The following is a 23,403-nucleotide window of genomic DNA, read 5'->3' as shown; positions in this document are numbered from 1 at the left end:
TCGGCGTGTTCGTTGAACGTGCGCCACTTGTCGACTTAGTGTCCTGTTCAGAAGACTCCAGGGAACAGACACACTGGTAACCCTAAACTTCAACGTTAGGGTTCGGGTCGGCGATATGGACCGTCCCCATCGGCATCAGTCGTCGGATCGCGGCAAGGCCGCGAGGCGGCGACACGTAACTCGAGGCGAGAGGCCTTCGACGTGGCAGCACCGCAGAACTACCTCGCAGTCATCAAAGTCATCGGTGTCGGCGGCGGTGGTGTCAATGCCATCAACCGGATGATCGAGGTCGGTCTCAAGGGCGTCGAGTTCATCGCCATCAACACCGACGCACAGGCGCTGTTGATGAGCGACGCCGACGTCAAGCTCGACGTCGGCCGCGAACTCACCCGCGGACTCGGCGCCGGAGCCAACCCGGCCGTCGGCCGCAAGGCCGCCGAGGACCACCGCGAGGAGATCGAGGAGGTCCTCAAGGGGGCCGACATGGTCTTCGTGACGGCCGGTGAAGGCGGCGGCACCGGCACCGGCGGCGCGCCCGTCGTGGCCAACATCGCACGCTCACTGGGCGCCCTCACCATCGGCGTGGTCACCCGCCCGTTCACCTTCGAGGGACGGCGCCGCGCCAACCAGGCCGAGGACGGCATCGCCGAGCTCCGCGAAGAGGTCGACACCCTCATCGTCATCCCGAACGACCGCCTGCTGTCCATCTCGGACCGCCAGGTCTCGGTCCTGGACGCCTTCAAGTCGGCGGACCAGGTCCTGCTCTCCGGTGTCCAGGGCATCACCGACCTCATCACCACCCCTGGCCTCATCAACCTCGACTTCGCCGACGTCAAGTCGGTCATGTCCGAGGCCGGTTCGGCCCTCATGGGCATCGGCTCGGCCCGCGGCGACGACCGCGCGGTGGCCGCGGCCGAGATGGCGATCTCCTCGCCGTTGCTCGAGGCATCCATCGACGGCGCCCGGGGGGTGCTGCTCTCCATCTCCGGCGGCTCCGACCTCGGCCTGTTCGAGATCAACGAGGCCGCCCAGCTGGTCAGCGAGGCCGCCCACCCCGAGGCCAACATCATCTTCGGTGCGGTCATCGACGACGCCCTCGGCGACGAGGTCCGGGTCACCGTGATCGCGGCCGGCTTCGACGGGGGCCAGCCGCCGGCCCGCCGGGACAACGTGCTCGGCGCCTCCTCCCCCAAGCGCGAGGAGCCCACTCCGGTACGGCAGCCCGAGAGCCGCCCGTCCTTCGGCTCGCTCGGCAGCGTGAAGCCGAAGGAGGAGCCGGAGCCCGCACCGGAGCCGGTGAGCGACCTCCAGGCCCCCCCGCCGGTCCCGACGTCGCGGAACTACGCGGACAGTGCGGCCGAGGAGCTGGACGTACCGGACTTCCTGAAGTGATAGGGCAGCGCGACACCGTGAACGGCGCGCACTTCGCTTTCACCGACAGGTGGGGCGGGGTGAGCGCCGTTCCGTACGAGGAGCTCAACCTCGGCGGGGCTGTCGGCGACGACCCCCAGGCCGTCCGCACCAACCGCGAGCTCGCGGCCAAGTCGCTGGGACTGGATCCCGGTGAGGTCGTCTGGATGAACCAGGTGCACGGCAACGACGTGGCCGTCGTCGACGGGCCCTGGGACTCCACGGCCGGGATTCCGCCGGTCGACGCGATCGTCACCGTGCGCCGCGGCCGCGCCCTCGCGGTCCTGACCGCCGACTGCGTGCCCGTACTGCTCGCCGACCCCGTCGCCGGGATCGCCGCCGCGGCCCACGCGGGCCGGCCCGGCATGATCGCCGGAGTCGTCCCCGCCGCGCTACGCGCGATGATGGAACTGGGTGCCGAGCCGCACCGCATCGTCGCCCGCACCGGACCCGCCGTCTGCGGCCGGTGCTACGAGGTGCCCGAGCCGATGCGCGCCGAGGTGGCCGCCGTGGAGCCGGCGGCATACGCCGAGACGAGCTGGGGCACGCCCGCGGTCGACGTGGCCGCCGGTGTGCACGCCCAGCTCGAACGCTTCGGAGTGGGCGACCGGGCGCAGTCACCGGTGTGCACGCTGGAGTCGGACGACCACTTCTCGTACCGCCGCGGCCGGACCACGGGTCGGCTCGCGGGCTATGTCTGGCTGGACTGATGGGGCATGACGGATCGTAAGGACGAACTCGCCGCAAATCTGGCGAAAGTGGAGGAGCGTATCGCCGCGGCCTGTGCGGCCGCCGGGCGAGCGCGCGAGGAGGTGACCCTGATCGTGGTCACCAAGACCTATCCCGCGAGCGATGTGCGGGTTCTGTCGGAACTCGGTGTGCGTCATGTCGCCGAGAACCGCGACCAGGACGCGGCACCCAAAGCAGTCGAATGCTCGGATTTGCCTCTTATTTGGCACTTTGTGGGTCAGTTGCAGACCAACAAGGTTCGTTCCGTGGTCGGTTACGCGGATCTCGTGCAGTCCGTCGATCGTTCCAAGCTCGTCACAGCCCTGTCCAAGGAGGCCGTGCGTGCCGGGCGTGAGGTGGGCTGTCTGATCCAGGTCGCGCTCGACGCGGGCGAGGGCGGGAGAGGTGAGCGGGGTGGCGTAGCGCCCGGTGGAATCGGGGAGTTGGCGGACCGCGTGGCGGCCGCCGAGGGGCTGAGGCTCGACGGACTGATGACCGTCGCACCGCTCACCGGAGAGTACGCCGGACGCGAACTGGCGGCATTCGAGCGGATGATGGATTTGTCGACTGACCTGCGCAGGGCCCATCCGGCTGCCACCATGGTCTCGGCAGGCATGAGTGCGGACCTCGAACAGGCCGTGGCTGCCGGAGCGACACATGTGCGCGTCGGCACTGCGGTACTCGGAGTCCGCCCCAGGCTCCGGTAACGTCGCCAAGAGTCGGACCACAGCAGAAAATATGGTCATTACCGTCGAAGGGCGGGCGTAACGACCTCGTGGATCGCGGGCACTTGGCAGTCGTCAGCCGATCCACCACAGAGCGGAGGACTCAGAGCATGGCCGGCGCGATGCGCAAGATGGCGGTCTACCTCGGCCTCGTGGAGGACGATGGGTACGACGGCCGGGGTTTCGACCCCGACGACGACTTCGAACCCGAACTGGATCCGGAGCCCGAGCGGGACCACCGGCGGCACGAGCCGTCGCACCAGCCTCATGGTGCACATCAGTCCCAAAGGGAAGAATCGGTACGGGTGGTGCAGCCTCCGGCGCCTCGCGAGCCGGTCGCACATTCCGCTTCGCTACCCGCGGAATCGGGACGTCCGGCGCGCATCGCGCCCGTGGCATCCATCACACAAGAACGCGCAAGCCTGGAGAAGAACGCACCGGTGATCATGCCCAAGGTCGTGTCGGAACGAGAGCCTTACCGGATCACCACGCTTCACCCGCGGACCTACAACGAGGCCCGTACCATCGGGGAACACTTCCGTGAAGGCACCCCGGTGATCATGAACTTGACTGAGATGGATGACACAGACGCCAAGCGACTTGTCGACTTTGCGGCCGGTTTGGTGTTTGGTCTTCACGGCAGCATTGAGCGGGTGACGCAGAAGGTGTTCCTGTTGTCGCCTGCTAACGTCGATGTCACGGCGGAGGACAAGGCTCGCATCGCAGAGGGCGGGTTCTTCAACCAGAGCTGAGACGCACCACCGGAATGAACGCACGGAACAGGGGAGAGGGAAGCACCAGTCATGAGCGTGGTCTTGCAGGTTCTCTACATCGCGCTGATGGTCTTCCTCATCGTGCTCATCTTCCGGTTGGTCATGGACTACGTCTTCCAGTTCGCCCGCTCATGGCAACCCGGCAAGGCGATGGTGGTCGTTCTGGAGGCCACCTACACTGTCACTGATCCACCGCTCAAGCTTCTGCGGCGGGTCATTCCGCCGCTGCGTCTCGGGGGCGTGGCGCTCGACCTGTCCTTCTTCGTACTGATGATCATCGTCTACATCCTGATCAGGCTCGTGCAGGGCGCGATGTGAGCGATGTGACAGATACGGTCTTGCCGACTGCCGACGACAACGTTGAGGTGAAGAGATGCCGTTGACCCCCGAGGACGTGCGGAACAAGCAGTTCACGACCGTCCGCCTCCGAGAAGGCTATGACGAGGACGAGGTCGATGCCTTCCTCGACGAGGTCGAAGCCGAACTGACCCGCCTGCTCCGCGAGAACGAGGACCTGCGCGCCAAGCTGGCCGCGGCCACGCGTGCTGCTGCCCAGAACCAGCAGAACATGCGCAAGCCCCCGGAGCCGCAGGACCAGCAGCAGGGTGGCATGCCCCAGCAGGGCGGTATGCCCCAGCAGGGCGGTATGCCGCAGCAGGGCGGTATGCCGCAGCAGGGCATGCGCGGTCCGGGCGCTCCGGTACCCGCCGGCATATCGGGCCCGCCGCAGCAGCAGATGGGTGGCCCCATGGGTGGCCCGCCCCAGCTGCCGAGCGGTGCACCGCAGCTGCCCGCCGGTCCCGGCGGTCAGGGTCCGCAGGGTCCCGGTCCGATGGGCCAGGGTCCGATGCAGGGCCAGATGGGCCAGGGTCCGATGCAGGGCCAGATGGGCCCGGGCCCCATGGGCGGTCCGATGGGCGGCCCCGGCATGCCCGGTCAGGGCGGCCCCGGCGGCGACAGCGCCGCCCGTGTCCTCTCGTTGGCCCAGCAGACCGCCGACCAGGCGATCGCCGAGGCCCGCTCCGAGGCCAACAAGATCGTCGGTGAGGCACGTTCGCGTGCCGAGGGTCTGGAGCGCGACGCGCGCGCCAAGGCCGACGCGCTGGAGCGGGACGCGCAGGAGAAGCACCGTGTCGCGATGGGCTCCCTGGAGTCCGCTCGCGCGACGCTGGAGCGCAAGGTCGAGGACCTGCGCGGCTTCGAGCGCGAGTACCGCACGCGACTGAAGTCCTACCTGGAGTCGCAGCTGCGTCAGCTGGAGACCCAGGCGGACGACTCGCTCGCCCCGCCGCGGACCCCGGCGACCGCGTCGCTCCCGCCGTCCCCGGCGCCTTCCATGGCCCCGGCCGGTGCGAGCGCCCCGTCGTACGGCGGCAACCAGACGATGGGCGGCGCGCCCGCTCCGTCTGCGCCCTCCTACGGTGGCGGTCAGCAGCAGATGTCCCCGGCGATGACCCAGCCGATGGCTCCGGTCCGGCCGCAGGGGCCGTCGCCCATGGGCCAGGCCCCGTCGCCGATGCGTGGGTTCCTCATTGACGAGGACGACAACTGACGGTTCGTAGTACGGCGTAGGCGTCGGCAGCGTTCAGGGCGGGGCCCCGGATTTTGATCCGGGGCCCCGCCCTTTTGCTACGCGAGTTCACGGGGTTTGCTGTGTTTGTTCGGGCGTGGGTGTGGTGTCCTACGTACGCAACACCGAAGGCCCGGGCCGACCAAGATTTCTTGGCGGCCCGGGCCTTCGATGTGCGTGGGGCTGGGGCTGAGGTGGGGTGGGTCGCACTGCCCGGCGCCGGCGGGATGCCTCCCCCAGGCCCTTGAGGCACTGGGGGAGGCACGAATGCCCGCCGACTGCCCGCAGGCTGCGGGCTTGCGTGTGGCTACGCCTTGCGCAGGCGGAACGTCAGGGTCAGGGACTCGTCCGTGAACGGGTCGCCGTAGCTGTCGTCCGCCTCGCCCTGGACGAAGTCCGGGGCGAGGACCTCGTCGGCGATCAGCTCCGCGTGCTCGGTCAGGGCCGCGACGACCGCCGGATCCGTCGCCGTCCAGCGCAGGGTGATCCGGTCGGCGACGTCGAGGCCGCTGTTCTTGCGGGCCTCCTGGATCAGGCGGATCGCGTCACGGGCCAGGCCCGCGCGGCGGAGTTCCTCCGTGATCTCCAGGTCCAGGGCGACCGTCGCGCCCGAGTCGGACGCCACCGACCAACCCTCGCGCGGGGTCTCCGTGATGATCACCTCGTCGGGAGCCAGGGGGATCGTCTCGCCGTCGACCTCCACCGAGGCCGTGCCCTCGCGCAGGGCGAGGGACAGCGCGGCCGCGTCCGCGTTCGCGATGGTCTTCGCCACGTCCTGGACACGCTTGCCGAACCGCTTGCCCAGGGCGCGGAAGTTGGCCTTCGCGGTCGTGTCGACCAGGCTGCCGCCGACCTCGCTCAGCGACGCGAGCGACTCGACGTTCAGCTCCTCCGTGATCTGCGTGTGCAGTTCGCGGTCCAGGGACTCGAAGCCGGTTGCCGCGATCAGCGCGCGCTTCAGCGGCTGGCGGGTCTTGACGCCCGACTCCGCGCGCGTGGCACGGCCCAGCTCCACCAGGCGGCGCACCAGCACCATCTGCTTCGACAGCTCCGGGTCGATGGCGGTGAGGTCCGCCTCCGGCCATGCCGCCAGGTGCACCGACTCCGGGGCGCCCGGCGTGACCGGCACGACCAGGTCCTGCCAGACCCGCTCGGTGATGAACGGGGTCAGCGGTGCCATCAGCTTGGTGACCGTCTCGACGACCTCGTGCAGGGTGCGCAGCGCCGCCTTGTCGCCCTGCCAGAAGCGGCGCCGGGAGCGGCGTACGTACCAGTTCGACAGATCGTCGACGAACGCCGACAGCAGCTTGCCGGCGCGCTGGGTGTCGTACGCCTCCAGGGACTGGGTCACCTGGTCGGTCAGCGCGTGCAGTTCGGACAGCAGCCAGCGGTCCAGGAGCGGGCGGTCGGCCGGGGCCGGGTCGGCCTCGGACGGGGCCCAGCCGGACGTACGGGCGTACAGGGCCTGGAAGGCGACCGTGTTCCAGTACGTCAGGAGCGTCTTGCGGACGACCTCCTGGATGGTGCCGTGGCCGACCCGGCGGGCCGCCCACGGGGAGCCGCCGGCCGCCATGAACCAGCGGACCGCGTCGGCGCCGTGCCGGTCCATCAGCGGGATCGGGTCCAGGGTGTTGCCCAGGTGCTTGGACATCTTCCGGCCGTCCTCGGCGAGGATGTGGCCGAGGCAGACGACGTTTTCGTACGACGACTTGTCGAAGACCAGCGTGCCGACCGCCATCAGCGTGTAGAACCAGCCGCGGGTCTGGTCGATGGCCTCGGAGATGAACTGCGCCGGGTAGCGGGACTCGAAGAGGTCCTTGTTCTTGTACGGGTAGCCCCACTGCGCGAACGGCATGGAACCCGAGTCGTACCAGGCGTCGATGACCTCCGGCACGCGCGTGGCCGTCTTCTGGCACTGCGGGCAGGCGAAGGTGACGTCGTCGATGTACGGGCGGTGCGGTTCGAGGCCGGACTGGTCGGTGCCGGTGAGCTCGGTGAGCTCGGCGCGGGAGCCGACGACCGTGAGGTGGTCGTCCTCGCAGCGCCAGATCGGCAGCGGGGTGCCCCAGTAGCGGTTGCGGGACAGGGCCCAGTCGATGTTGTTGTTCAGCCAGTCGCCGTAGCGGCCGTGCTTGACCGTGTCCGGGTACCAGTTGGTCCGCTCGTTCTCCGCCAGGAGGCGGTCCTTGATCGCCGTGGTGCGGATGTACCAGGACGGCTGTGCGTAGTAGAGGAGCGCGGTGTGACAGCGCCAGCAGTGCGGGTAGCTGTGCTCGTACGGCAGGTGCTTGAAGAGCAGGCCGCGGTTGCCGAGGTCCTCGGTGAGCTTTTCGTCGGCCTTCTTGAAGAAGACGCCGCCGACCAGAGGGACGTCCTCCTCGAAGGTGCCGTCCGGGCGGACGGGGTTCACGACGGGCAGGCCGTAGGAGCGGCAGACCCGGAGGTCGTCCTCACCGAAGGCGGGGGACTGGTGGACCAGGCCGGTGCCGTCCTCGGTGGTGACGTAGTCGGCGTTGACCACGAAGTGGGTGTCCACGTCCGCCGGGAACTCGACCAGCTCGAACGGGCGCTGATACGACCAGCGCTCCATCTCGGCGCCGGTGAAGGTCTGGCCGGTGGCCTCCCAGCCCTCGCCGAGCGCCTTGGCGACGAGCGGTTCGGCGACGACGAGCTTCTCCTCGCCGTTCGTCGCGACGACGTAGGTGACCTCGGGGTGGGCGGCGACGGCCGTGTTGGAGACCAGGGTCCAGGGGGTCGTCGTCCACACCAGGAGCGCGGCCTCGCCGGCCAGCGGGCCGGAGGTGAGCGGGAAGCGGACGTAGACCGACGGGTCGACGACCGTCTCGTAGCCCTGCGCCAGCTCGTGGTCGGACAGGCCGGTGCCGCAGCGGGGGCACCAGGGGGCGACGCGGTGGTCCTGGACGAGCAGGCCCTTGTTGAAGATCTCCTTGAGCGACCACCAGACCGACTCGATGTACTCGGGGTCCATCGTGCGGTACGGGTCGTTGAGGTCGGTCCAGTAACCCATGCGGGTCGTGAGCGCTTCGAAGGCGTCGGTGTGGCGGGTCACCGACTCGCGGCACTTGGCGTTGAACTCGGCGATGCCGTACGCCTCGATGTCCTGCTTGCCGCTGAAGCCGAGCTCCTTCTCCACCGCCAGCTCCACCGGGAGGCCGTGGCAGTCCCAGCCGGCCTTGCGGGCCACGTGGTAGCCGCGCATGGTGCGGAAGCGGGGGAAAACGTCCTTGAAGACGCGCGCCTCGATGTGGTGGGCGCCCGGCATGCCGTTGGCGGTGGGCGGGCCTTCGTAGAACACCCATTCGGGGCGGCCCTCGGACTGCTCCAGGCTCTTGGCAAAGATCTTCTGCTCACGCCAGAAGTCGAGCACGGTGTGCTCAAGGGCGGGCAGGTCGACCTGGGCGGGCACCTGGCGGTACGTCGGCGTTGTCATCTGCGAGCTTCCTCCGGCGGACTTGCTGCCTTCCGTCCGGAGGGACGAGAGCCATGTCTTTCCTTGCGCCGCTTTCGGCGCGCTCCCGCGGTACCACCCTCCTTGGCCCGCCGACGCATGGTGTGCCTCGGTGAGCCCCCTCATTGGGGTCGCGATGCCGGTTCTACTCGCCGCGGTGGGTTTCCTGCGGCTTTCTTCCGGCGGCTCCGGGGTGATCTTCACGTCGCGCTCGCCCCCGGGCTTCCACCGTCCCCGGGTCGCTCTGGGCTGCGTACGCCGCTACTCGTCCCCATCCACGCTTTCGCTCCGCCCAGTGTACGGCTCCGGGGGGACAGCGGCCGACCGGATTTCCGGCGCCGGGGGGTGGGCGGGGACATGTGTGAGATGACCCGAATGGTGAGGTGTGCGGCTTTCGATCCGGGGATGTCCGACTCGGCGGATTACCCGGCGGGGAGCTGGGCACAACGCATGCATGCCGGCCGCGTGGCGGTCGCGGGGCGGGCGAATCGGGTGGCATGCCCCGTTGCCGCGGGACTCAAGTCGATTTATCGTCCCAACACGATTCGCGTGCAAAATCACAATATGTGAAGGGGCCGCGGCCATGGTGGCGAAAAAGACGGCCGTACAGCAGTCGGGGTCCGAGAGGACCGCGCGCGCCACGGGTGCCTCCGGCGGCGTGGCCAAGGACGTGGACGGGAAGAAGAGCACGCAAAGGGCGGCGACCGTGAGGCGGACGGTGGCCAAGGCAGTGAAGACGGTGCGGGGGGCTGTAGGCAGGGGGCACGGGGGCGGGGCGACGGGTGCTGCGGGGGGCGGAGCCGGGCCGGGGACCGTGGCCGACGGGAAGACGGTTGCGGAGAGGGGCGGTGTGAAGGAAAGGGGGCGGCGGGGGAAGGGCAGGGCGGGGTGCGACGGGCGCGGCCGGGAAGAAGACGGCCGCGGAGTCGGGGATGGCGTCGAAGAGGGGGGCCGGTACGGGGGCGGGTGGGAAGAAGGCGGCCGAAAGCGGGGCGGCTGATACGTCGGCCCGTGCTCCAAGAGGGCCGGCGGGGAAACCCTGCCAAGAAGCCGACAGTTGCGAAGCGGCCGCCCGAGAAGGGGGAGACGAAGCAGACGCGACCGGGGGGGCTGAGACGGCGACGACTGAAACGGTGACTGGGGAGGCGGCGGCTGGGAGGGCAGGGCTGGGAAGCGGCCGGTCAGGGAGGCGGCGGCGAAGGGATCGGGGGCTGGGAAGCGGCCGGGCGCGAAGTCGGGGGCGAAGGAAACGGGGGCTGGGAAGCGGCCGGGCGCGAAGTCGGGGGCGAAGGAAACGAAGGCTGGGAATGCGGCGGCCAAGGAGGCGGTGGCTGGTAAGCGGGTCGGCAAGAAGAGGGCGGCCAAGGAGGCGGGGGTCAAGGAGGCCCCCGTTAAGGGGAGGGTCGGCGAGAGCCCTGCGGCCAAGCAGACGGGCGCCGCGACGAAGACGGCCGCCAAGAAGGCAGCCGCCAACAGGGCCCCGGCGAAGAAGACGGCTGCTGCCAAGAGCGAGGCCGTGGCCAAGGAGGGGGTCGCTGAGAAGCGGGCCGCGGAGAAAAAGACGGTCCAGAGAGCGGCTGCGGAGAGGAAGCCCGCTGGGGAGGTGGCCGCGAGGAGGATGTCGGCGGAGAAGGCCGCCGGGCAGAAGTCGGCCGAGGTGGAGGCGACTGCCAGGAAGACGGCTGTGAAGAGGGAACCTGCCGGGGAGGTGGCTGCGAAGAAGGCGCCCGCGAAGAAGGCCACCGCGAAGAAGGAGACCGCCCCAAAGGAGACGGCCCAGAGGGCCACCGCCCGGAAGGTGGCTGGCGAGAAGAAGGACGCCAGGGAGGTGGCCGCGAGGAAGGAGACCGTCCAGAGGGGGACCGTCCACAAGGCGGCCGGGCAGAAGGAGGCCGCCGAGGGGGCTGCCGCCGAGAAAGCGGTCGCCGAGAAGGGGACCGGCGAGGTCGTGGGGGCGAGAAGGAGGCGGTGGTGGGGAGGGGCCGCGGGGGCTGAGCGTGCGGGCAGGAAGAGCACGGCCAAAAAGGTGGGCGCGGCGCAGGCCGCGAAGCAGACGGGAGCCACGACGGTGGTTGCGAAGAAGACTCCTGGCCAGGCCACGGCGGCGAAGACCGCCGTCCCCAAGGCACGGATCGCCGCGGCGGAGCCGGGCGATCTGGCGGTGCGCCCCGGTGAGGACCCCTGGACCCCGGAAGAGGTCGCGGAGGCCCGCGCGGAGCTGATGTCCGAGGCGGAGCGGCTGCGCGCCGAGATCTCCTCCTCCGAGGTGTCCCTCGCCGGTCTGATGCGGGACTCCGGTGACGGCGCCGGCGACGACCAGGCGGACACCGGCACCAAGAACATCACGCGCGAGCACGAACTGGCGCTCGCAGCCAATGCGCGCGAGATGCTCACCCAGACCGAGCGCGCCCTGCAGCGCCTCGACACCGGCACGTACGGCCTGTGCGAGAACTGCGGCAACCCCATCGGCAAGGCCAGGATGCAGGCCTTCCCACGGGCCACGCTCTGCGTCGAGTGCAAGCAGAAGCAGGAGCGCCGGTACTGACCGGCACCGGCCGAACCGTTGTACGCCTCCTGGGCACATGCGGCACGGGAGGCGTGCCGTACCCTCGTGCTCAGTCAGGCACCTAGGTTGAAGGACTCACGTGGCAGAGGCGGAGCGCATCATCGGTACGCCGGACACCCCGGACGCGGCGCGGGCCGAGCAGGACCGGCCCGGCGACGACGCGGCGCAGGGTGAGCGGTCGGGCTCCGAGCCGGCACAGACCCCGGCCGGCGGTTCCGGGGCGGATGAGCAGTCGGCTCCGGCCGAACGGCCCCGCGGCAAGCGGCGGATCGCCGTGCTGTTCGGGGTCGCCGTGTTCGCGTACGCCCTCGACCTGATCAGCAAGATCATCGTGGTGGCCGAGCTGGAGCACCACGACGCGATCGAGATCTTCGGGGACTGGCTGAGGCTGGACGCCATCCGCAACCCGGGCGCGGCGTTCGGCGTCGGCCAGGCGTTCACGATCATCTTCACGGTGATCGCGGCAGCCGTGATCGTCGTGATCGTCCGGCTCGCCCGCAAGCTGTACAGCCTGCCCTGGGCGATCGCACTCGGCCTGCTGCTCGGCGGTGCGCTCGGCAACCTCACCGACCGGATCTTCCGCTCGCCGGGAGTCTTTCAGGGCGCGGTCGTCGACTTCATCGCGCCCAAGCACTTCGCCGTCTTCAACCTCGCCGACTCGGCGATCGTGTGCGGCGGCATCCTGATCGTGCTGCTGTCCTTCAAGGGCCTGGACCCGGACGGGACCGTCCACAAGGACTGAGGGCCGAGGGCCGGCCGACAGGCTGGCGTCCGGCGGTGTCGGACCCGTCCGGCATACTCGACGGGTGAGCACGATTCCCGAGATCCGTACCCTGCCCGTGCCGGACGGCCTGGAGGGCGAGCGCGTCGACGCCGCCATCTCCCGCATGTTCGGCTTCTCCCGTACCAAGGCCGCCGAGCTGGCAGCGGCGGGGAAGGTCACGGTCGACGGCTCGGTGGTGGGCAAGTCTGAGCGGGTGCGAGGCGGTGCCTGGCTCGAGGTCGAGATGCCGCAGGCGCCCGCGCCGGTGCAGGTGGTGGCCGAGCCGGTCGAGGGCATGGAGATCGTGCACGACGACGATGACGTGGTCGTGATCGTGAAGCCGGTGGGCGTGGCGGCGCATCCGAGTCCGGGCTGGTCCGGGCCGACGGTCATCGGCGGGCTGGCGGCGGCCGGCTACCGGATCTCCACGTCGGGCGCCGCGGAGCGGCAGGGCATCGTGCACCGGCTCGACGTCGGTACGTCGGGACTGATGGTGGTCGCCAAGTCCGAGCGCGCGTACACCTCGCTCAAGCGCCAGTTCAAGGAGCGCACGGTCGACAAGCGCTACCACACCCTGGTGCAGGGCCACCCCGACCCGACCAGCGGCACCATCGACGCGCCCATCGGCCGCCATCCGAATCACGACTACAAGTGGGCGGTCACGGCCGACGGCAAGCCGTCCGTCACGCACTACGACCTGATCGAGGCGTTCCGCGCAGCCTCCCTGCTCGACGTGAAGCTGGAGACCGGCCGCACGCACCAGATCCGCGTCCACATGGCCGCGCACCGCCACCCTTGCGTCGGCGACCTGACGTACGGCGCCGACCCGACGCTCGCCAAGCGGCTCCACCTGACCCGCCAGTGGCTGCACGCCGTACGCCTCGGTTTCGAGCACCCCGGGGACGGCCAGTGGGTCGAGTTCGCCTGCGACTACCCCGCCGACCTGCAGAAGGCTCTGGACCAGGTCCGCGAGGAGACGTACGGATGACCCCGCGTGGGTGGGGCTCGCCGTCGGCGGCTTTCCTTCGGTTGCAGCCCTTCGTCAGCCTCGTTCCGGCCTCGGGGTGTCCACCGCTCGGCGTGGCACCGCGCCGTCGGGGGAGCGGCGGTTGCCGTTCGAGCCGGGGGGCAGGATCGCGTCCGCCGTGTTGACGCGGGGCAGGGCGTACGGGTGGTGGCGGACCAGCCAGCCGATCATCTGTTCGCGGACCGTGACCCGTACCGTCCAGACGTCGTCCGCGTCCTTCGCGGTCACCAGGGCCCGTACCTCCATGGTGTTGGGAGTGGTGTCCGTGACGTCCAGTCCGTAGTGGCGGCCGTCCCAGGCCGGGCACTCGCGCAGGATGTCGCGGAGCTTCTCGCGCATCGCGTCGACCGGAGCCGTGTGGTCGAGGTGCCAGTAGACGATGCCGGTCATCTGGGGGGTGCCGCGGGACCAGTTCTCGAAGGGCTTCGACGTGAAGTAGGAGACCGGCATGGTGATGCGGCGTTCGTCCCAGGTACGGACCGTGAGGTACGTCAGGGTGATCTCCTCGACCGTGCCCCACTCGCCGTCCACCACGACCGTGTCGCCGAGGCGCACCATGTCGCCGAACGCGATCTGCAGCCCCGCGAACAGGTTGCTCAGCGTGGACTGCGCCGCCACACCGGCGACGATGCCGAGGATGCCCGCCGAGGCCAGCAGCGAGGCGCCCGCCGCGCGGAACGCGGGGAACGTCAGCAGCATCGCGGCGATGGCCACCACGCCCACGATCGCCGCGACCACCCGCATGATCAGCGTCACCTGGGTGCGCACCCGGCGGACCCGGGCCGGGTCGCGCTGGGCGCGGGAGCTGGCGTAGCGCGTGTACGACGTCTCGACGACCGCCGCCGCGATCCGGATCACCAGCCACGCCGCCGACCCGATCAGGACCAGCGTCAGGGCGCGGCCGATGCCGACCCGGTGGTCCTGGAGCAGCTGCGCCGAGTCGTACGACGCTCTCAGCAGCGCCGCACACAGCACGAGCTGGTACGGGATGCGGCCGCGCCGCAGCAAGCCCCACAGCTGGGTCTCGGGGTGCCGTTCGTCGGCCTTGCGCAGCAGCCGGTCGGTGGCCCAGCCGATCAGCAGGGTGAGCAGAACCGAGCCGCCGACCACGATCAGCGGGCGGAGTATGTTCTCCATGCCCACGAACGTAACCGGCCGGGGCGGGTACTGAACATGTGATTTCAACTCCGTTCCGGGTACCGCCCGGACCTGCGTTGTCGTACCCGGCTGGCACCATGGCCTCATGAACATCATGCTGTTTCACTCGACCTACGGCCTCAGACCCGCGGTGCGCGCCGCGGCGGACCGGCTGCGCTCGGCCGGTCACGAGGTGTGGACGCCGGACCTCTTCGACGGGCGGACGTTCGAGACGGTCGAGGACGGCATGGCGTTCAAGGAAGAGATCGGCAAGGACGAACTGCTCAGACGTGCCGTGCTGGCCGCCGCGCCCTATTCCGAACGGGGGCTGGTGTACGCCGGGTTCTCGCTGGGCGCCTCCATCGCGCAGACGCTTGCGCTGGGCGACGAGAAGGCGCGTGGCCTGCTGCTCCTGCACGGCACGTCGGACCTCGCGCCGAACACGTCCGTGGACGGCCTCCCGGTCCAGTTGCATGTCGCCGAGCCGGATCCGTTCGAGACGGACGACTGGTTGAGCGCCTGGTATCTGCAGATGGGCAGGGCGGGGGCCGATGTGGAGGTCTACAGATACGCCGGGGCCGGGCACCTGTACACCGACCCTGAACTGCCCGACTACGACGAGGAGGCCGCCGAGGCCACCTGGCGGGTGGCGCTCGGCTTCCTCGACAGTCTCTGACCGGCGGTTACACCGGGTCGTACGTCCGCTCGACCTTCTGTGTGCCGCTGAGCGTGCGGTACGAGCGGCTCCAGGACGAGGTCGCGTCGGCCTTCGTCCGGTCGGACAGGACGTAGTAGTCCATCTGCGCGCGGTCCGCGGTGATGTCCAGGACGCCGTAGCCGTGGCGGTCGGTGTCGACCCAGTGGACATGCCGGTTGGCCGCGCGGATGACCGGCGAGGCGACGGCGGAGACGGTGCCCTGGGGGACCTTCACGAGGTCGTCGAGGTTGTCGGACGTGACCGAGGTGACCACGAACTCCGTGGCGGCGGACGCCGACAGTGGGTACGTACCCGCGTTCACCGGCACGTCGTTGGCCCACGCCATGTGGATGTCGCCGGTGAGGAAGACGGTGTTGCGGATGGCGTTCGCGCGCAGGTGCGCGAGGAGTTCACGGCGGTCGTCGGTGTAGCCGTCCCACTGGTCGGTGTTGAGGGCGAGGCCCTCCTGGGGCAGACCGAGCAGCTTGGCGAGCGGCTTCAGCAGCTCCGCGGAGAGCGAGCCGATGGCGAACGGTGAGATCATCACCGAGTTGCCGACCAGCCGCCAGGTGGTGTCGGAGGACGACAATCCCGTCTTCAGCCAGTCGAGTTGGGCTCGCCCGGTGAGCGTACGGTCCGGGTCGTCCACGTCGCCGTTGCCGACGGAGGCCTGCTGCGAGCGGAAGGAGCGCAGATCGAGCAGGGAGAGGTCGGCGAGCTTGCCGAAGCGCAGCCGGCGGTAGGTCGTGCCGGCGATGGCCGGGCGCACCGGCATCCACTCGAAGTAGGCCTGCTTGGCGGCCGCCTGGCGTGCGGCCCAGGCGCCCTCGGCGCCCTCGGTGTGGTTCTCGGCGCCGCCCGACCAGGTGTCGTTGGCGATCTCGTGGTCGTCCCAGATCGCGACGACCGGGGCCGCGGCGTGCAGCGCCTGGAGGTCGGGGTCGGTCTTGTAACGGCCGTGCCGGGTGCGGTAGTCGGCGAGGGTGAGGATCTCGTGGGCGGGGGCGTGCGGTCGTACGACGGTGCCGCGCGTGCCGTACTCGCCGGTGCCGTACTCGTAGATGTAGTCGCCGAGGTGCAGCCAGGCGTCCAGGTCGCCGCGGACCGCGAGGTGGCGGTACGCGGCGAAGTAGCCGGCCTCCCAGTTGGCGCAGGAGACCACACCGAAGCGGAGGTTGGCGACGGCCGCATCGTTGGCGGGCGCGGTGCGGGCGCGGCCGGCCGGGGAGTCGGTGCCGCCCGCCGAGAAGCGGAACCAGTAGTCGGTGGCGGGGGCGAGGCCGCGGATGTCCGCCTTGACGGTGTGGTCGGTGGCGGCGGTTGCGGTGGTGGAGCCCTTGGCGACGACGTTGGTGAACGACTTGTCCCTGGCCACGATCCAGCTCACCCGGACGTCCGGGCCGAGTCCGGAGCCGGGTATCGCCTCCGCGGTGGGGGTCACGCGGGTCCACAGCAGGATGCCGTCGGGGAGGGGGTCGCCGGAGGCGACGCCGTGCAGGAAGGCTGGGGCCTCGGTGGCCGCGCGGGCGGGCAGGGCACCGGCCAGCGGAGCGGCGAGGACGGCTCCGGTCGCGGCGGCCTTGACGACCGTACGGCGGCGCGGAGCGGGGACATTGGGGCTTGTGAGAGATCTGTGGCGACTGGTCACGGGCGATCAGATTACTGATCGGTAGTGACTTCGGTAAGGGACGGGGACGCGAAGAGCGGGCGAACCCGGAAGAGTTCGCCCGCTCTTTCGTCATGCTTCCGTACGGCGTTACCGCCTGACGGAGTGTTACTTCGTGACGCCCGCGTCCTTGAGCGCTGTCTCCCACTCGGCGACGGTGCTCGGGTTCTCGATCAACTTGTCGTTGATCTTGATGGCCGGGGTCGACTTGACGTCCTCGGTGTCCTGGAAGGTCTTGCTCATCTTCATCGCCCAGGCGTCGTAGGTGCCCTTCTCGACGGCGTCCTGGAACTTCTTGTTGTTCTTCAGCGCGTCGACGGTGTCGGCCACCTTGATCAGGTAGTCGTCCTCGGCGAACTCGTCGCTGGACTCCTCGGGGTGGTACTCCGCCGAGTACAGCGCCGCCTTGTAGTCCAGGAACGCCTCGGGGCTGACGTTCAGCGCGGCGCCGAGGGCGCTCAGCGCGTTCTTCGAACCCTCCCCGCTGAGGTTGCCGTCCAGGAAGGTGCCGAGAGTGAAGGAGAGCTTGTAGTCGCCGTCCTCCATGCCCTTGTTGACGGTCTCGCCGACCGTCTGCTCGAAGGAGGCGCAGGCCGGGCAGCGCGGGTCCTCGTAGAGGTGGACGACGTTGTCCGTCTTGGAGTCGCCGATGAGGACCGTGGTGCCGTCCTTGCCGGAGCTGTTGGCGGGGGCGACCACCTTCGCGTCGGCGGCCTCCTCCCACTTGGTGGGCTGGTTGGTCTGGACGACGGCGTAGCCGATGCCGCCGGCCACCGCGAGGACGCCGACGACCGAGCAGGCGACGATGATCTGCCGCCTGACCTTGGCCCGCTTGGCCTCGCGCTCACGCTCGATACGCAGCCGCTCCCGGGCCGCCGTCTTCGCCGCCTGGCTGTTCCGCTTGCTCATGGTGGTGATCTCCGTGTGGGACGCGCACATGTCGTACGCGGGATACGTGTGAGGGGGTGGTCGTGCTCGGGGGTGCCGCTCAGGCGAGGGCGGCCGAGCACGGCGGTCCACGCCGTCCCAGGGAGTGGGCGAGAAGCAGGTCGCGGGCGGTGGCCGTACGGCGGGGGGCGGGGCAGCCGGGGCGCCGCCGGGGCGCGCCGTACCGTCACCGCGGCGACCGCCAGCAGCAGCGGGCGGAAGGTGGTCGCGGCCGTGGCGCACAGCAGTTGGGCCAGCGCACGCTCGCCGCGGCTCAGCCAGGCCGCCGCCAGCAGCCCCACGCCGACGTGCGCGCCGAGCAGCAGCCAGGCCGTCTCCGGGTGGGCGTCCGCGAGCAGGGCGGCGACCCGGTCCGTGCCGGTGGTGCCGGCCATGCGGGCCAGCGGGGCGCCCACCTCGCCGCCGCACAGCACGTCCAGGCCGACCGAGCGCAGCGGGCCCGCGACGGGGCCGCCCGCCCGGCCGTAGCAGGCGTGCTGGCCGGCGGTGAACACCGTGTCGGCGGCCAGTTCCAGCGGGATCAGCAGGACGGCGATCCGCCCGAAACCGCGTTCACGGCCGGCCAGTGCGTACGCGATCAGGAACACGGTGGCGGCGATCGCCGCCACCGTGCCCGTCGGCAGCGGGGCCCGGGACAGCAGCACGTGCGACGCGGTGCTGAGGGTCACGACCACGGCCGTGAACAGCGCCGCGCGTACGGCTCTGAGGTGCGTCCCGGATATGTCCATAGCGGGGAGAGTGTGTCACGGACTCCTGTAAGGGACTCCTAAAGGGTCCCTGTGAAAGGGGCGGGAGGTCGGTGTTCGGTCACAGGCCGGGGATCCGGCCGTTGCGGAACAGGTCGACGAAGATCTGGTGGTCGGCACGCGCGCGTGCGCCGTAGCTGTGCGCGAAGTCGACCAGAAGCGGCGCGAGGCCCTCCTCGTCGGAGGCGATGGCCGCGTCGATGGCCCGCTCCGTGGAGAACGGCACCAGGTCCGAGTGGCCGCTTTCGTCGTCCGCCGCGGAGTGCATCGTGGCCGTCGCCCGGCCCAGGTCGGCGACGACCGCGGCGATCTCCTCCGGGTCGTCGATGTCGTCCCAGTCGAGATCGACGGCGTACGGCGACACCTCGGCGACCAGCTGGCCCGCGCCGTCCAGCTCGGTCCAGCCCAGCCACGGGTCGGCGTGCGCCTGGAGGGCGCGCTGGGAGATGACCGTGCGGTGGCCCTCGTGCTGGAAGTACTCCCGGATCGCCGGGTCGGTGATGTGCCGGGAGACGGCCGGGGTCTGGGCCTGCTTGACGTAGATCACGACGTCGTTCTCGAGGGCGTCGGTGTGGCCCTCCAGGAGGATGTTGTACGACGGCAGACCGGCCGAGCCGATGCCGATGCCGCGGCGGCCGACGACGTCCTTCACGCGGTAGGAGTCCGGGCGGGCCAGCGAGGCCTCGGGCAGCGTCTCCAGATAGCCGTCGAAGGCCGCCAGCACCTTGTAGCGGGTGGCCGCGTCCAGCTCGATGGAGCCGCCGCCGGGAGCGAACCGGCGTTCGAAGTCGCGGATCTCGGTCATCGACTCCAGCAGCCCGAACCGGGTCAGCGAGCGGGCGTCGCGCAGGGCGTCGAGCAGCGGGCCCTCGGCGGTGTCCAGGGTGAAGGGCGGCACCTCGTCGCTCTTGGCGCCCGTGGCCAGGGCGTGGATGCGCTCGCGGTAGGCGGCCGCGTAGATCTTCACCAGCTCGGTGATCTGCTCGTCGCCGAGTGCCTTCGCGTACCCGACGAGTGCGATGGAGGCGGCGAAGCGCTTCAGGTCCCAGGTGAAGGGGCCGACGTACGCCTCGTCGAAGTCGTTGACGTTGAAGATCAGACGGCCGGTCGAGTCCATGTACGTGCCGAAGTTCTCCGCGTGCAGGTCGCCGTGGATCCACACGCGCGAGGTGCGCTCGTCCAGGTACGGACCGCCGCGCTTCTCCGCGTCGAGGTCGTGGTAGAAGAGGCACGCCGTGCCCCGGTAGAAGGCGAAGGCCGAGGCCGCCATCTTCCGGAACTTCACGCGGAACGCGGCCGGGTCGGCGGCGAGCAGCTCGCCGAACGCGGTGTCGAAGACGGCGAGGATCTCCTCACCGCGTTGCTCGTCATTGAGCTGCGGAAACGACATCGCTGGGTGCCTCCTGGTGCGGGGGGTGGTACGTGACCTGTGAGACGGATGGTCCATGCCCGGGGCACGGATCACCCGCCATCTTCCAACGTTCGAAGGTACGCGGGAGTGCCCGCGGAATGTCAGTGCCGAGGCATAGACTTCGACGCTGTCCCCCAGACTGTCCGCAGCCTGTCGGACCCCCGTCGACGTATGTTTTCCTTGGAGGCCGCAGCCGTGTCAAAGCCGCCGTTCACGCACCTGCACGTCCACACCCAGTACTCGCTGCTGGACGGTGCCGCGCGGCTGAAGGACATGTTCAACGCCTGCACCGAAATGGGCATGACGCACATCGCCATGTCCGACCACGGCAACCTCCACGGGGCGTACGACTTCTTCCATTCCGCAAAGAAGGCCGGAATCACCCCGATCATCGGGATCGAGGCCTATGTCGCCCCCGAGTCCCGGCGCAACAAGCGCAAGATCCAGTGGGGCCAGCCGCACCAGAAGCGGGACGACGTCTCCGGTTCGGGTGGGTACACCCACAAGACGATGTGGGCCGTGAACAAGACGGGCCTGCACAACCTCTTCCGGCTCTCCTCCGACGCGTACGCCGAGGGCTGGCTGCAGAAGTGGCCCCGGATGGACAAGGAGACCATCTCCCAGTGGTCCGAGGGGATCGTCGCCTCCACCGGCTGCCCCTCCGGCGAGGTCCAGACCAGGCTGCGCCTCGGTCACTTCGACGAGGCCCTGAAGGCGGCCGCCGACTACCAGGACATCTTCGGCAAGGACCGCTACTTCCTGGAGCTGATGGACCACGGCATCGAGATCGAGCGCCGGGTCCGCGACGGCCTGCTGGAGATCGGCAGGAAGCTCGGCATCCCGCCGCTGGTCACCAACGACTCGCACTACACGTATGCGCACGAGGCGGGGGCGCACGACGCCCTGCTGTGCATCCAGACCGGCAAGAACCTCTCCGACCCCGACCGCTTCAAGTTCGACGGCACCGGCTACTACCTGAAGTCCACGGACGAGATGTACGCCATCGACTCCTCGGACGCCTGGCAGGAGGGCTGCGCCAACACGCTCCTCGTCGCCGAGATGGTCGACACCACCGGCATGTTCGAGAAGCGCGACCTCATGCCCAAGTTCGACATCCCCGAGGGCTACACCGAGGTCACCTGGTTCCAGGAGGAAGTCCGCCGCGGCATGGAGCGCCGCTTCCCGGGCGGCGTCCCCGAGGACCGCCAGAAGCAGGCCGAGTACGAGATGGACGTCATCATCTCGATGGGCTTCCCGGGCTACTTCCTCGTGGTCGCCGACTTCATCATGTGGGCCAAGAAGCAGGGCATCGCGGTCGGCCCCGGCCGAGGCTCCGCGGCCGGCTCGATCGTCGCCTACGCCATGGGCATCACCGACCTCGACCCGATCCCGCACGGCCTGATCTTCGAGCGGTTCCTCAACCCCGAGCGCATCTCGATGCCCGATGTCGACATCGACTTCGACGAGCGTCGGCGCGTCGAGGTGATCAGGTACGTGACCGAGAAGTACGGCGCGGACAAGGTCGCCATGATCGGCACCTACGGCACCATCAAGGCCAAGAACGCGATCAAGGACTCCGCGCGCGTGCTGGGCTACCCGTACGCGATGGGCGACCGCCTCACCAAGGCCATGCCCGCCGACGTCCTCGGCAAGGGCATCCCGCTGTCCGGCATCACCGACCCGCAGCACCCGCGCTACTCGGAGGCGGGCGAGATCCGGGCGATGTACGAGAACGAGCCCGACGTCAAGAAGGTCATCGACACCGCCAAGGGCGTCGAGGGCCTGGTCCGGCAGATGGGTGTGCACGCGGCCGGCGTGATCATGTCCAGCGAGACCATCACCGATCACGTCCCCGTCTGGGTCAGGCACACCGACGGCGTGACCATCACGCAGTGGGACTACCCGAGCTGTGAGTCGCTCGGCCTGCTGAAGATGGACTTCCTGGGCCTGCGCAACCTGACCATCATGGACGACGCCGTCAAGATGGTGAAGGCCAACAAGGGCATCGACATCGACCTGCTGTCGCTGCCGCTGGACGACCCCACGACCTTCGACCTGCTCCAGCGCGGCGACACCCTCGGCGTCTTCCAGTTCGACGGCGGTCCGATGCGCTCGCTGCTGCGGCTGATGAAGCCGGACAACTTCGAGGACATCTCCGCCGTGTCGGCCCTGTACCGCCCGGGCCCGATGGGCATGAACTCCCACACGAACTACGCGCTGCGCAAGAACGGCCAGCAGGAGATCACGCCGATCCACCCCGAGCTGGAGGAGCCGCTCAAGGAGGTCCTGGACGTCACCTACGGCCTGATCGTCTACCAGGAGCAGGTGCAGAAGGCCGCCCAGATCATCGCGGGCTACTCGCTCGGCGAGGCCGACATCCTCCGCCGTGTGATGGGCAAGAAGAAGCCCGAGGAACTGGAGAAGAACTTCGTCATCTTCCAGGGCGGCGCCCGCAAGAACGGCTACAGCGACGAAGCGATCCAGGCGCTGTGGGACGTGCTGGTCCCGTTCGCCGGCTACGCGTTCAACAAGGCGCACTCCGCGGCGTACGGACTGGTCTCGTACTGGACCGCGTACCTGAAGGCGAACCATCCCGCCGAGTACATGGCCGCCCTGCTCACCTCGGTCAAGGACGACAAGGACAAGTCGGCGGTCTACCTCAACGAGTGCCGCCGCATGGGCATCAAGGTGCTCCCGCCGAACGTCAACGAGTCCGAGTCCAACTTCGCCGCGCAGGGCGACGACGTGATCCTCTTCGGCCTGTCCGCCGTGCGCAACGTCGGCACCAACGTCGTCGAGTCGATCATCAAGTGCCGCAAGGCCAAGGGGAAGTACGCCTCCTTCCCCGACTACCTCGACAAGGTCGAGGCGGTCGTCTGCAACAAGCGCACCACGGAATCGCTGATCAAGGCCGGCGCCTTCGACTCGATGGGCCACACCCGCAAGGGACTGACGGCGCAGTACGAGCCGATGATCGACAACGTGGTCGCGGTCAAGCGCAAGGAGGCCGAGGGCCAGTTCGACCTCTTCGGCGGCATGGGCGAGGACGACACCAGCGAGCCCGGGTTCGGGCTCGACGTGGAGTTCTCCACCGAGGAGTGGGACAAGACCTATCTCCTCGCCCAGGAGCGGGAGATGCTCGGCCTGTACGTCTCCGACCACCCGCTCTTCGGTCTGGAGCACGTGCTGTCGGACAAGGCCGACGCGGGCATCGCCCAGCTCACCGGCGGTGAGCACGCGGACGGCGCGGTCGTCACCATCGGCGGCATCATCTCGGGCCTCCAGCGCAAGATGACCAAGCAGGGCAACGCCTGGGCGATCGCCACCGTCGAGGACCTCGCGGGCTCCATCGAGTGCATGTTCTTCCCGGCGACCTACCAGCTGGTGTCGACCCAACTCGTCGAGGACGCCGTGGTGTTCGTCAAGGGCCGCCTCGACAAGCGGGAGGACGTGCCGCGCCTGGTCGCGATGGAGCTGATGATTCCCGACCTGTCGAACGCGGGCACCAACGCGCCCGTGGTGCTCACCATCCCGGCGACGAGGGTCACCCCGCCCATGGTCAGCCGGCTCGGCGAGATCCTCAGTCACCACAAGGGCGACAGCGAGGTGCGCATCAAGCTCCAGGGGCCGACCAGGACGACCGTGCTGCGGCTGGACCGGCACCGGGTGAAGCCGGATCCGGCACTGTTCGGCGATCTGAAGGTGCTGCTGGGTCCGTCCTGCCTCGCAGGCTGAGAGTCGCAGGCTGAGCAATCGGCGTACGCGA

The 23,403-nt window shown here is 69.4% G+C and carries 16 protein-coding genes and 1 pseudogene; 11 read left to right on the top strand and 6 right to left on the bottom strand.

The window, feature by feature from the left end; all coding sequences use genetic code 11:
- Window positions 1–201: 201 nt before the first annotated feature.
- The 6 genes from ftsZ (at window position 202) to StrepF001_RS07230 (ending at window position 5,189) form a co-directional block, all read left to right on the top strand.
- The gene (gene ftsZ / locus StrepF001_RS07255) at window positions 202–1,392 is read left to right on the top strand and encodes a cell division protein FtsZ (protein ID WP_129797406.1); all 1,191 of its coding nucleotides are present in this window, start codon (window positions 202–204) and stop codon (window positions 1,390–1,392) included.
- Entirely contained in the window at window positions 1,389–2,120 is a 732-nt protein-coding gene (gene pgeF, locus StrepF001_RS07250; RefSeq protein WP_129797405.1) for a peptidoglycan editing factor PgeF, read from the top strand. The genes ftsZ and pgeF overlap by 4 nt, the downstream gene beginning before the upstream one ends.
- A 6-nt stretch (window positions 2,121–2,126) precedes the next feature.
- A complete protein-coding gene (locus StrepF001_RS07245; RefSeq protein WP_129797404.1) occupies window positions 2,127–2,846 on the top strand; it encodes a YggS family pyridoxal phosphate-dependent enzyme in 720 nt (239 codons plus the stop codon).
- A gap of 128 nt (window positions 2,847–2,974) precedes the next feature.
- Window positions 2,975–3,616 carry a cell division protein SepF gene (gene sepF / locus StrepF001_RS07240; RefSeq protein WP_129797403.1) on the top strand — a complete coding sequence of 214 codons (642 nt, stop codon included), beginning with the start codon at window positions 2,975–2,977 and terminating at the stop codon, window positions 3,614–3,616.
- A gap of 51 nt (window positions 3,617–3,667) precedes the next feature.
- On the top strand, window positions 3,668–3,955 hold the full coding sequence (locus tag StrepF001_RS07235; RefSeq protein WP_129797402.1) for a YggT family protein: 288 nt from the start codon (window positions 3,668–3,670) through the stop codon (window positions 3,953–3,955).
- Between the two features lie 55 nt (window positions 3,956–4,010).
- Window positions 4,011–5,189: a DivIVA domain-containing protein gene (locus StrepF001_RS07230; protein ID WP_129797401.1), complete on the top strand. Its 1,179-nt coding sequence runs from the start codon at window positions 4,011–4,013 to the stop codon at window positions 5,187–5,189.
- A gap of 325 nt (window positions 5,190–5,514) precedes the next feature.
- Here the strand turns inward: StrepF001_RS07230 and ileS are convergent, their stop codons facing one another.
- A complete protein-coding gene (gene ileS, locus StrepF001_RS07225; RefSeq protein WP_129797400.1) occupies window positions 5,515–8,658 on the bottom strand; it encodes an isoleucine--tRNA ligase in 3,144 nt (1,047 codons plus the stop codon).
- Between the two features lie 1,345 nt (window positions 8,659–10,003).
- On the opposite strand from ileS, the gene StrepF001_RS07215 reads away from it, so the two are divergent.
- From StrepF001_RS07215 to StrepF001_RS07205, 3 genes are all read left to right on the top strand, one after another.
- Window positions 10,004–11,221 carry a TraR/DksA C4-type zinc finger protein gene (locus StrepF001_RS07215; protein ID WP_129797399.1) on the top strand — a complete coding sequence of 406 codons (1,218 nt, stop codon included), beginning with the start codon at window positions 10,004–10,006 and terminating at the stop codon, window positions 11,219–11,221.
- Window positions 11,222–11,321: 100 nt separating this feature from the next.
- Complete coding sequence (gene lspA / locus StrepF001_RS07210) at window positions 11,322–11,984, top strand: signal peptidase II (RefSeq protein WP_129797398.1); 663 nt, start codon at window positions 11,322–11,324, stop codon at window positions 11,982–11,984.
- A gap of 64 nt (window positions 11,985–12,048) precedes the next feature.
- Window positions 12,049–12,993, top strand: coding sequence for an RluA family pseudouridine synthase (locus StrepF001_RS07205; protein ID WP_129797397.1), 945 nt, complete (start codon window positions 12,049–12,051; stop codon window positions 12,991–12,993).
- A 54-nt stretch (window positions 12,994–13,047) separates the two neighbouring features.
- On the opposite strand, the gene StrepF001_RS07200 is transcribed toward StrepF001_RS07205, so the two are convergent.
- Window positions 13,048–14,169 (bottom strand): mechanosensitive ion channel domain-containing protein, encoded by a 1,122-nt coding sequence (locus tag StrepF001_RS07200; RefSeq protein ID WP_129797396.1) that lies wholly within the window; start codon window positions 14,167–14,169, stop codon window positions 13,048–13,050.
- A 106-nt stretch (window positions 14,170–14,275) separates the two neighbouring features.
- Between StrepF001_RS07200 and StrepF001_RS07195 the strand changes: the two genes are divergently transcribed.
- Complete coding sequence (locus tag StrepF001_RS07195) at window positions 14,276–14,845, top strand: dienelactone hydrolase family protein (RefSeq protein WP_129797395.1); 570 nt, start codon at window positions 14,276–14,278, stop codon at window positions 14,843–14,845.
- A 7-nt stretch (window positions 14,846–14,852) separates the two neighbouring features.
- On the opposite strand, the gene StrepF001_RS07190 is transcribed toward StrepF001_RS07195, so the two are convergent.
- The 4 genes and pseudogenes from StrepF001_RS07190 to StrepF001_RS07175 all read right to left on the bottom strand — a co-directional run bounded on the left by StrepF001_RS07190 (window position 14,853) and on the right by StrepF001_RS07175 (window position 19,616).
- A complete protein-coding gene (locus StrepF001_RS07190) occupies window positions 14,853–16,514 on the bottom strand; it encodes an alkaline phosphatase D family protein (RefSeq protein WP_129797394.1) in 1,662 nt (553 codons plus the stop codon).
- A 126-nt stretch (window positions 16,515–16,640) separates the two neighbouring features.
- Window positions 16,641–17,441, bottom strand: coding sequence for a DsbA family protein (locus tag StrepF001_RS07185; RefSeq protein WP_129797393.1), 801 nt, complete (start codon window positions 17,439–17,441; stop codon window positions 16,641–16,643).
- Window positions 17,442–17,520: 79 nt separating this feature from the next.
- A pseudogene (locus StrepF001_RS07180) lies at window positions 17,521–18,208 on the bottom strand (hypothetical protein).
- Between the two features lie 79 nt (window positions 18,209–18,287).
- Window positions 18,288–19,616, bottom strand: a complete 1,329-nt coding sequence (locus tag StrepF001_RS07175; RefSeq protein WP_129797392.1) for a DUF2252 domain-containing protein — start codon at window positions 19,614–19,616, stop codon at window positions 18,288–18,290.
- A gap of 216 nt (window positions 19,617–19,832) precedes the next feature.
- Between StrepF001_RS07175 and dnaE the strand changes: the two genes are divergently transcribed.
- Window positions 19,833–23,372, top strand: coding sequence for a DNA polymerase III subunit alpha (dnaE, locus tag StrepF001_RS07170; RefSeq protein ID WP_129797391.1), 3,540 nt, complete (start codon window positions 19,833–19,835; stop codon window positions 23,370–23,372).
- Window positions 23,373–23,403: the final 31 nt, after the last annotated feature.

Source organism: Streptomyces sp. F001 (genome assembly GCF_004187715.1).
GTDB lineage: Bacteria > Actinomycetota > Actinomycetes > Streptomycetales > Streptomycetaceae > Streptomyces > Streptomyces flavusporus.
This window is presented reverse-complemented; position numbering and strand designations above follow the sequence as displayed.

Bases quoted from the DNA above. Each gene is read 5' to 3' on its own strand.
- StrepF001_RS07245 (WP_129797404.1), top strand. From the start codon at position 2,127: ATGACGGATCGTAAGGACGAACTCGCCGCAAATCTGGCGAAAGTGGAG.
- sepF (WP_129797403.1), top strand. From the start codon at position 2,975: ATGGCCGGCGCGATGCGCAAGATGGCGGTCTACCTCGGCCTCGTGGAG.
- StrepF001_RS07235 (WP_129797402.1), top strand. From the start codon at position 3,668: ATGAGCGTGGTCTTGCAGGTTCTCTACATCGCGCTGATGGTCTTCCTC.
- StrepF001_RS07230 (WP_129797401.1), top strand. From the start codon at position 4,011: ATGCCGTTGACCCCCGAGGACGTGCGGAACAAGCAGTTCACGACCGTC.
- ileS (WP_129797400.1), bottom strand. From the start codon at position 8,658: ATGACAACGCCGACGTACCGCCAGGTGCCCGCCCAGGTCGACCTGCCC.
- StrepF001_RS07200 (WP_129797396.1), bottom strand. From the start codon at position 14,169: ATGGAGAACATACTCCGCCCGCTGATCGTGGTCGGCGGCTCGGTTCTG.
- StrepF001_RS07195 (WP_129797395.1), top strand. From the start codon at position 14,276: ATGAACATCATGCTGTTTCACTCGACCTACGGCCTCAGACCCGCGGTG.
- StrepF001_RS07185 (WP_129797393.1), bottom strand. From the start codon at position 17,441: ATGAGCAAGCGGAACAGCCAGGCGGCGAAGACGGCGGCCCGGGAGCGG.
- StrepF001_RS07175 (WP_129797392.1), bottom strand. From the start codon at position 19,616: ATGTCGTTTCCGCAGCTCAATGACGAGCAACGCGGTGAGGAGATCCTC.